This window comes from Methylomonas subterranea (genome assembly GCF_024505185.1).
Lineage (GTDB): Bacteria > Pseudomonadota > Gammaproteobacteria > Methylococcales > Methylomonadaceae > Methylomonas > Methylomonas subterranea.
Window position 1 is genome coordinate 68,852 of record NZ_JANIBJ010000024.1, and the last position, 7,079, is coordinate 75,930.

A 7,079-nucleotide genomic window follows, 5' to 3' on the forward strand; every position below is an offset into this window, starting at 1 on the left:
TTATTCCAGTTCGATTTTGATCACGGTGCCGTCGGGCAGGATCTGGCTGATAAAGTTTTTCGGCTCTTCCAGATGGACGATCAAGCCCAGCAGCAGCAGGCAACAGCCGCCCAACAGTAAAAAGAAGCCGGTGTAAGGCAAAAAGGTCAGCAGAATCAGAAACAGGATGGCGCCGGCATTGCCGTAGGCGCCGACGATGCCGGCCACTTCGCCGGTAATGGCTCGTCTGACCAGAGGCACAAAGGCGAATATGGCCCCCTCGGCCGCCTGCATGAACAGCGAACACACCAAGGTCACCAGCACGGCCAAGCCGATGGACCACTGCGCGGAGATCAATGCCATTAATAAATAGCCGCCCGCCAAACCGCAGATAAACAGCAGAATGGATAATTTACGCCCGATGCGGTCGCTCAGCCAGCCGCCGGCCGGCCGGGCCACGATGTTGGTGATGACAAAGCTGGAGGCCAACAGACCCGCATCCAGCATGGATATGTTTTGGCTTGCGCTGAAGGTGTGAAAGAAAAACATCGGCAGCATGGACAGCACCGCTAATTTGGAGCCGAAGGTAACCAGATAGGCAACGGCCAAAATCGCCACTTGCCGGTAACGGTAATGATGAATACTGGGAATCGGCTGGCTCAAGCGTTCGGCGTTGGTATTAACCAACTGGCGGGCGTGCCACAAAAACACCAGCCAGATGCTCACGTGCAATACCGCCGGCCAGTTGCCGGTCAGAATGGCATGGTCGGCGCCGCTCAATTTCCACACCAACAAGGATAGCGAGCCGTACAAGGGCAACAGGCTGAGTATGTAAAGGAACAAATCGTTGATGCTGGTGACTTCCATGCTGCTGGCCCGCTTGCTTTTCAGTCCGGCCAACTCGGGCGGAAAATTTTCCACATTGCGGTAATAAACCCAGGAAAACAGCAACGCCAGCAGCCCGGTTGCGGCAATGGCATAACGCCAGCCATGATCCGGGCTCAAATACAGGGCCAGTCCCGGCAACAATATCGCCGCCACGGCGGAGCCGAAATTACCCCAACCGGCATATATGCCTTCGGCAAAACCCATCTGGCTGGACGGAAACCAATCGCCGATAATCCGCACTCCCACTACAAAACCCGCACCGATAAAGCCCAGCAAAAAGCGCGACCAAGCCAATTGAGCAAAATCCTCGGCCAAGGCAAACATGAAACAAGGCAGACTACAGACCGCCAGCAGTACGCTGTAACTGATTCTGGCGCCAAACCGGTCCACCACCAAGCCGATGATCACCCGGGCCGGAATGGTTAGCGCCACATTCAGCAACAGGATGATTTCGACTTCGGCGTCGCTAATGCCCAAATCCTGCTTAATCAGCATCATCAAGGGCGCATGATTGAACCAGACCACGAAACTGATGAAAAACGCCATCCAGCTCATGTGCAAAATTTTGCTCTTTCCCCGCATGGACAGCAGTTCGAAGGGAGCGATAGACATAAAATTTCCTAGGGATATGGTCATAAATTACTGGTCGGCATCCGGATTGGCCGACTTCCGCCTTATTGTGTCTCGCCCTTGGGAGCTTGTCGTAAAAGCCTCTCTCCTGACGGAAAGGGTTGCAGTCAGAAGGGTGAAAACCAATAAACCTTAGTCATCGCACTGCAAATTTCAGTTTTTGAATCTCCTCACCCTAACCCTCTCCAGCAGGGAATTGAGCACCGAAATTTGATGTGCGAAAGGTAAATTGGTTTTTATACACTCATCCCAAGCTTATTCCGTCCGGAGAAGGGGCTGATCGGCTTTTACGACAGCCTCCCTTGGTAAAAGAATTGCTGGAGTTTAATTAATCCCCTTCGCCCATTTTTTTATTCAAAACGGCGGATGTTGTTGGTAACAAAATCCACAATTTGGCGGCGCCAAATCGCAAGCAAATTGTGTGCCATAACCGCACACCAAGGCAAGCCGGCCAACTCAAGCACATTTTATGCGCCAACATGGTGCATTTTTCCCATCCCGCCGCTTTATTTGGGTGCGGCGCGCTCATCCTTCGTCAGCCATTAATCAATAAACAACTGAATTAAATATGTTTTTTGTATTGGCACTTATATTGCTTTTAGTTGGCTTAAGTCTCCCGCTGAGCTTACCTTGTCATTGTTAGTTGGACAAAGGCGTCCTGATTGAAATGCATCCGTCATTTCAATTCAGGTCGCCTTTTTTTTTGCCCAAAAATTTTGACCAGCCCGGCGGGCAAGGATTGCTCGGCCCGCCCTTGGGGCGGAGAAACACATCGGTCATTTTATAAAGAGGTCAGGTATGAATACAAAACAAACCCTGGTGGTTATCGGTAACGGCATGGTCGGCCAGCATTTTCTGGCCAAGCTGGTCGAAACCGCCGCCAAAGATCAATTCCATATTGTCACTTTCTGTGAGGAACCCAGGGCCGCTTACGACCGCGTGCATTTATCGGAATATTTCACCGGCAAAACCGCCGAGGATTTGTCCCTGGTCGAGTCCGGCTTTTTCGAACAGCACGGCATCGAAATTCATCTGGGCGACCGCGCCGCCAGCATAGACCGCCAGCAAAAACAAGTCACCTCCGCCAAGGGCGTGGTGATCGGCTACGATAAACTGGTACTGGCCACCGGCTCCTATCCCTTCGTGCCGCCGGTACCCGGTCACGATAGAGCGCAATGCCTGGTTTATCGGACGATAGAAGATTTGGAAGCCATCAAGGCCGCCGCCGAAAAATCCAAAATCGGCACCGTTGTGGGCGGCGGCCTGCTCGGTTTGGAAGCCGCCAAGGCCTTGACAGATTTGGGTCTGGAAACCCACGTGGTGGAATTCGCCCCCCGGCTGATGGCGGTGCAACTGGACGACGGCGGCGGCGCCATGCTGAGGCAAAAAATTCAGGCCCTGGGCGTTAAGGTACATCTGAACAAAAACACCAGTTTGATCGACGACGGCGCGCACTGTCTGCATAAAATGAATTTTGCCGACGGCGAAGTTTTGGAAACCGATTTGATTTTGTTTTCCGCCGGCATCCGGCCGCGCGACGACATCGCCCGCGCCAGCGGCCTGGAAGTAGGTCCGCGCGGCGGCATCGTCATCGACAACCAATGCAAAACCTCCGACCCGGATATTTACGCGATAGGCGAATGCGCACTATGGAACGGGCAGATTTTCGGCCTGGTGGCGCCGGGCTACAGCATGGCCAGAACCGTGGCGGCCGATCTGACCGGTACGGAAGCCAGCTTTACCGGCGCCGACATGAGCACCAAGCTGAAACTGATGGGCGTGGACGTGGCCAGTATCGGCGATGCTCATGCCAGAACCCAGGGCGCCCTGGTATATACTTATCAAAACGGTTCCAGCGAAATCTATAAACGTCTGGTGGTCAGCCAGAACAAAAAGCAGTTATTGGGCGCGGTGCTGGTGGGCGACGCTTCGGGCTACGGCACCTTGCTGCAGTATTGTCTGAACGGCATCGAGTTGCCGGAAAATCCGGACTCTTTGATTTTGCCGCAACGCCACGACGAATCGGTCGGCTTGGGGCCGGACGCCCTGCCCGCCTCGGCGCAAATCTGTTCCTGCCATGACGTCAGCAAGGGCCAGGTCTGCGGCGCCATTGAAGCCGGCTGCACCACCATGGGCCAGCTAAAAGCCGAAACCAAGGCCGCCACCGGCTGCGGCGGCTGCGCCGCCTTGTTGAAATCGGTGTTGGACTGCGAACTGATCAAACTGGGCGTGGAAGTCAGCACCGACATCTGCGAACACTTTCCGCACACCCGGCAGGATTTATACAACCTGATCATGGTGGAACAGATCAAAACCTTCGACGAACTGCTGGATAAACACGGCCGCGGCCTGGGTTGCGAAGTCTGCAAGCAGGCGGTGGGCTCGATACTGGCGTCCTACTGGAACGACTATATTCTGGAAAAGCCGCACATCGGCCTGCAGGACACCAACGACACCTATCTGGCCAACATGCAAAAGGACGGCACCTACTCGGTGGTGCCGCGCGTCACCGGCGGCGAAATCACCCCGGACGGCTTGATCGCGCTGGGCCAAGTGGCGAAAAAATACGGCCTGTACACCAAAATCACCGGCGGCCAGCGGGTGGATTTATTCGGCGCCCGCGTCGAGCAATTGCCGCTGATCTGGCAAGAGTTGATCGAAGCCGGTTTCGAATCCGGCCACGCCTACGGCAAATCTCTGCGCACCGTCAAATCCTGCGTCGGCAGCACCTGGTGCCGCTTCGGCGTCGACGACAGCGTCGGCTTGGCCATAGAACTGGAAAACCGTTACAAAGGCTTGCGGGCGCCGCACAAAATCAAATTCGCCGTTTCCGGCTGCACCCGCGAATGCGCCGAGGCGCAAGGCAAGGACATCGGCGTCATCGCCACCGAGAACGGCTGGAATTTATACGTCTGCGGCAACGGCGGCATGAAACCGCGCCACGCCGACCTGTTCGCCACCAACCTGGACAAGGCAACCCTGATCAAATACATTGACCGGGTGTTGATTTTTTACGTACGCACCGCCGCCCGCCTGCAACGCACCTCGGTGTGGATGGAAAACATGGAAGGTGGCCTGGATTACCTGAAAGCGGTGATTCTGGAAGACCGCCTGGGCCTGGCCGCAGAATTGGAGCAACAGATGCAACATGTGATAGACACCTATCAATGCGAGTGGAAAACCACTCTGCAAGACGCGCAGAAACTCAAGCGTTTCCGTCATTTCGTCAACAGCGACCAAGCCGACGACAATGTGGTGTTCGTGGAGGAACGCGGCCAAATCCGGCCGGCCAATGCCGAAGAACGCAAGCATTTCAAACTGATCGAAGAGGCGGCATAACATGAGTACATGGATAGATGTCTGCCATATCGACGATCTGCAACCGGATTCCGGCGTCTGCGCCCTGGTACAAGGCCGACAGGTGGCGATTTTTTACCTGCCGAGATTGCATGCCGTGTACGCCATCGGCAATTACGATCCGTTCAGCGAGGCCAATGTGCTGTCGCGCGGCATGGTGGGCGATTTGGCTGGCCAGCCCATGCTGGCTTCGCCGATGTACAAGCAGCATTTCAACCTGCAAACCGGCATTTGTTTTGAAGACGCCAACGTCAGCGTGCCCGCCTACCCGGCCCGGATCGAAAACGACCGGGTCGCCATCCAGATGCCGGAGTAAACCATGAAATATCACTATTACATTGCCGACGTTTTCACCGACCGGCTGTTCAACGGCGCGCAAATTGCCGTGTTCCCCGCCGCCGACGGTTTAAGCGCCGACACCATGGCGGCGATTGCCAAGGAACTCAATCTGAGCGAAACCGTGTTTGTGCTGCACGAACCCGGCGCGGAACAGCGGCGGCGCATGCGGATATTTTCACCGTTGCGGGAAATCGATTTTGCCGGCCACCCCATCATCGCCACCGCCTACGTGTTGGCGGAATGCGGCGACGTCAGCCTAACCGGCGCGCTGACCAAGATCGTGCTGGAACAAAATAGCGGGCCGACCGAAGTCAACATATCCGGCGCGCAGGGCAAGCCCAGTTTCGTGCAATTCAGCCGCAGCGACAGCGCCATCATCGACCGCTTCGCGCCCACCGACGAGGAGTTATGCCAATTCCTGGGCCTGCAAATTGCCGAACTGGACCATAAAAAATACTCGCCGCGCCTGGTGTCCTGCGGCGTTCCATATCTGATCGTCCCGGTGTGGAATTACGAATCCGTGCGCAAGGCCCGCTTCAATTATCCGGCCTGGAGCCAGTCCGCCGCCCCGCAAACCGCCGCCCAGGAGATTTTGCTATTTGCGCCCAAATCGCCCAATCCGGACTCCGATTTCAACGCCCGTCTGCTGGGGCCGAATATCGGCCTACGGGACGACCCGCCGGTCGGCAGTGCCATGCCGGCGTTTTGCAGTTATCTGTGCTCGTTCGAACACACCCAAAAAGGCACCCACAGCTTTGCGGTGGAACGCGGCGAAATCGCCACCCGCCGCAGCCTGTTGCAATTGGAAATGGATAACAAACAACAGGAAAAACTGACCATCCGCATCGGCGGCCAAGCGGTGATTTTCGCCCAAGGCAGTATCAACTTGCCGGAGTGAGCCAAGGAAGAGGCCCCGATTGAATATCAACAGCCGGCTAAACTCACGGTTTTGTTCAGGTATTCCTGTACAAAAAGCTTGCCGTTTTGAAAAAGGCGGAATGGCGGGAGATTGATTTATACCTTTCGAGCTTCAAATTTCGGCACCTCAGTAGTGGGTTTAAAATTTCAAGCTGACTTTTGGGTGGATAAGCACGGCGGCGTGACTGGCATGGTAGTCACACCGCTTATCCGCCCTACTTCCCTGGTATAAAGGGAATCAATCCCTGTTCGTAGGCTGCTTGTTGTAATTCAAGCGATTCGTGCCGAATATCAACAATCAAACCATTGACCCGCAACATCCAAACCATGGGGTTATCAGCCAACCGGCTGGGAAGCGTCCAATCCGGCGACATTGGCCCCATGTTTAATGAATCGCGAATTTCCTTCGATTTGTTTTGTCCGGTGGATTCCGCAATCCCGAAAAATTCATAAATGACTTTCGGTTTACAGTGCGGCGATTGACTGGGATCATCCAAAAAATTGGTACGGCCAACCGCGTGAACGGCAGCGGCAGCCCAAACATTGTCTCTACCCTTCAGAAGTGGCGATGGCCGTTTCCTAGCCAACGCACCTAGCACTCGGTGGATGATTGACCGATATTCATCGTTCAAATGCTGTTCACAGAACGAATCCGTTAAAGCCGTGATAGCAGCAAATTTGTCTGCCATGGATTTCGGAATTTTTTCAGTCGTCATAACGAGGATATAGGGGGGATAAATAGCAGGTTGGATTGCTACGAAATAGCCATCTTCATTTATCAGCATGATAGTACAAATTCCCAAAAAGCTGGATCACCACAAAAACTGAATTTGCCTGACTGTCCGATGAGAAGAAACGCGACCGGCAAGAATGGATCGCCAAAGTAGCGTCTTCTCTTCAGATTCATTGCCGGAAAGCTGTCATTGAACGCCGAAATCTGAAAGCGGCCTTTCGCCACTGTGTCCAAA

Annotated in this window: 6 protein-coding genes; 3 read left to right on the plus strand and 3 right to left on the minus strand. The window is 54.6% G+C overall.

The features are described 5' to 3' along the window. Positions 1 to 1,479: an MFS transporter gene (locus tag NP590_RS13480; RefSeq protein WP_256603003.1), complete on the minus strand. Its 1,479-nt coding sequence runs from the start codon at positions 1,477 to 1,479 to the stop codon at positions 1 to 3. A gap of 816 nt (positions 1,480 to 2,295) precedes the next feature. On the opposite strand from NP590_RS13480, the gene nirB reads away from it, so the two are divergent. The 3 genes from nirB to NP590_RS13495 are packed head-to-tail and all read left to right on the plus strand — an operon-like array spanning position 2,296 to position 6,091. Continuing rightward, a complete protein-coding gene (gene nirB, locus NP590_RS13485) occupies positions 2,296 to 4,836 on the plus strand; it encodes a nitrite reductase large subunit NirB (RefSeq protein WP_256603005.1) in 2,541 nt (846 codons plus the stop codon). Position 4,837: 1 nt separating this feature from the next. Beyond that, entirely contained in the window at positions 4,838 to 5,170 is a 333-nt protein-coding gene (nirD, locus tag NP590_RS13490) for a nitrite reductase small subunit NirD (RefSeq protein ID WP_256603006.1), read from the plus strand. Between the two features lie 3 nt (positions 5,171 to 5,173). Further along, positions 5,174 to 6,091 (plus strand): PhzF family phenazine biosynthesis protein, encoded by a 918-nt coding sequence (locus tag NP590_RS13495; RefSeq protein ID WP_256603007.1) that lies wholly within the window; start codon positions 5,174 to 5,176, stop codon positions 6,089 to 6,091. A gap of 235 nt (positions 6,092 to 6,326) precedes the next feature. Here NP590_RS13495 and NP590_RS13500 read toward each other — a convergent pair whose 3' ends face one another. Both NP590_RS13500 and NP590_RS13505 read right to left on the minus strand, forming a co-directional pair. Further along, positions 6,327 to 6,896, minus strand: coding sequence for a DUF6398 domain-containing protein (locus NP590_RS13500; RefSeq protein ID WP_256603008.1), 570 nt, complete (start codon positions 6,894 to 6,896; stop codon positions 6,327 to 6,329). Next, positions 6,890 to 7,079, minus strand: a 190-nt coding sequence (locus NP590_RS13505) for a hypothetical protein (protein ID WP_256603009.1), incomplete at its 5' end; no start/stop codon positions are given. The genes NP590_RS13500 and NP590_RS13505, both read right to left, overlap by 7 nt.

Excerpts from the sequence above, each read along its gene's own strand:
- nirB (WP_256603005.1), top strand. The coding sequence starts at position 2,296 with ATGAATACAAAACAAACCCTGGTGGTTATCGGTAACGGCATGGTCGGC.
- NP590_RS13500 (WP_256603008.1), bottom strand. The coding sequence starts at position 6,896 with ATGCTGATAAATGAAGATGGCTATTTCGTAGCAATCCAACCTGCTATT.
- NP590_RS13480 (WP_256603003.1), bottom strand. The coding sequence starts at position 1,479 with ATGTCTATCGCTCCCTTCGAACTGCTGTCCATGCGGGGAAAGAGCAAA.
- NP590_RS13495 (WP_256603007.1), top strand. The coding sequence starts at position 5,174 with ATGAAATATCACTATTACATTGCCGACGTTTTCACCGACCGGCTGTTC.
- nirD (WP_256603006.1), top strand. The coding sequence starts at position 4,838 with ATGAGTACATGGATAGATGTCTGCCATATCGACGATCTGCAACCGGAT.